Origin of the sequence: Amycolatopsis sp. SID8362 (assembly GCF_010550475.1) — a bacterium.
GTDB classification, from domain to species: domain Bacteria; phylum Actinomycetota; class Actinomycetes; order Mycobacteriales; family Pseudonocardiaceae; genus Amycolatopsis; species Amycolatopsis eburnea.
The window spans coordinates 1-1,905 of sequence record NZ_JAAGNB010001439.1 but is presented as its reverse complement, the minus strand read 5'-3'; the positions used below and the strand labels follow the sequence as shown (position 1 = coordinate 1,905).

Genomic DNA, 1,905 nt, shown 5'->3' with positions numbered 1-1,905 from the left:
CCCCGCCGGGAGTGCCGCGAGGGCGTCGACGTTGACGTTGCCGGAGTCGGCCGCGGTCCGCTGCAGGCGGACGCTGTGGTGCCCGGCGCCGAGGGTGACCGGGACGGACGCGACCGCCCAGGTGTCCCAGTCGGCCGTGACCGGCAGGGTGAGCTTCTGCGGCGCGCCGCCGTCGACCGAAACGCTCAACGTGCGCGTGACGTGCTGGCCGTCCCCGCCCTGCCCGTTGGCGTAGCGGGCGGCCAGTGCGTACGTCCCGGCGGCGGTGGCTTCGACGTCCGCGGTCGCCGACGTGCCGGCGCTTTCGAAGCCGGCGAGGAAGCCCTCGCCGGTGTAGCCCCGGTGGTCGGTGGCGACGCCGAGCCCGTCGGCGGTCAGGTCTTCGGCCTCGCAGAGCGCGCCGGTCCGGCAGGTCAGGTGGCGCCACGGCGCGGCGAGCACCGGGGTCGCGCCCGCGGTCGTGCGCACTTCGAGGTTGCCGCCGTCGAACGGGCCCGAGTCGAGGCGGTAGGTCAGGGTCGTCGCGCTCGTCCGGATCGTCAGCACGCCACCGGAAACGGTGGAGGTGTACGGCGTCGGCGTGAACGCGCCGCGGCCGACGGCGTTGAAGGTGGCGGCGTCGGTGAAGCGGCCGTCACCGGCGTACTCGGTCCGGATCACCGTCGGCGACAGCACCTGGAAGCGCGCGTTCCCGGCGGTGACGGTCTGGCCGCGCGGGGCGGCGGTGGCGGGGGTCGCGACGCTCACGGTAGCCGCGGCGACGGCGACCACGCACGTCAGCCGCAGGGCTCTCGCTGTTCTCGTCCGCACGGGCGGAACTCCGTTCCGGTCAGGGGGACCTCGGCATTTTTTACAACGTTGGAAAAGCCGGAACGATCTGAGCACAGCGCGGCGGCCGGTGTCCAGACCGCCGGGGCGAACTTGTCCGGACAGGTCAGCGGCCGGTAACGCCGTCGAGCTGCTCGCGAAGGATGTCGGCGTGCCCCGCGTGCCGGGCGGTCTCGGACGTCATGTGCGCGAGCACCCACCGCAGGGTGTGGTGCGTGCCCTGGACCGGGATCGCCACCGGACGGTCCGGGTCGCCCGCCGCCCGGACCGCGGCGTCGCTCGCCGCGATCTCCGCGCGGTAGCCGGCCAGCACGTCCGCGGCGGTGCGCCCGGCGGGCACGGTCATGTCGATGTCGCCGGGGTCCTCGCCGCCGGCGACGTGGTGCCCGAACCAGTACCGCTCGGCCAGCGTCAGGTGGTGGACCAGCCCGAGCAGCGTGGTGCCGGAGTCGACGAGGACCCGGCGCAGCTGCTCTTCGGTGAGCCCGTCGGTCTTCTTCAGCACGGACTCGCGGGCGAAGGTCAGGAACGCCGTCGCGGTGTCGAGCTCCCCGCCGTCGTTGCGCGGCACGGGTTTGCGCTGGGTTTCGGCCATGGAGCGAACCTAGCGCTCACGCCGAACCGCGGACCACCAGTTCCGGGTCGAAGATCACCGATTCGGCGCGCAGGGACGGGTCGGCCATGCGGTCGAGGACCATCCGGGCCATCGCCGCGCCCATCTCCTCGACCGGCTGGCGGACCGTCGTGAGCCGGGGGCGGCAGCTCAGCGCGACCCGGCTGTCGTCGAAACCGATCACGGCCACGTCGTCCGGGACGCGGCGACCGGCTTCGCGGAGCACCGTCAGCGCGCCGTAGGCCATCAGGTCGTTGGCCACGAACACGCCGTCCAGCGCGGGATCCTCGGCCAGCAGGCGTTCCATCGCCCGTTCGCCGCCGTGCTCGGTGAAGTCGCCCTCGGCAACCGCGACGTAGGCGTGGCCGTGCCGGGCCATCGCGTCGCGGAAACCGGCCAGCCGGTCCTGGCCGGCCGGGGTGCCCGCCGGGCCCGCGATCGTGGCGACGCGACGACAGCCGCGC

Annotated in this window: 3 protein-coding genes; all 3 read right to left on the bottom strand. The window is 74.0% G+C overall.

Features of this window, described 5'->3' with window-relative positions; translation table 11 throughout:
- Positions 1-810: carbohydrate-binding protein (locus tag G3I65_RS44375; protein ID WP_160701425.1), on the bottom strand; the 810-nt coding region annotated here is incomplete at its 3' end.
- A gap of 124 nt (positions 811-934) precedes the next feature.
- Positions 935-1,423 carry a DinB family protein gene (locus G3I65_RS44370; RefSeq protein WP_160701424.1) on the bottom strand — a complete coding sequence of 163 codons (489 nt, stop codon included), beginning with the start codon at positions 1,421-1,423 and terminating at the stop codon, positions 935-937.
- A 16-nt stretch (positions 1,424-1,439) separates the two neighbouring features.
- Positions 1,440-1,905, bottom strand: a 466-nt coding sequence (locus G3I65_RS44365; protein ID WP_160701423.1) for a LacI family DNA-binding transcriptional regulator, incomplete at its 5' end; no start/stop codon positions are given.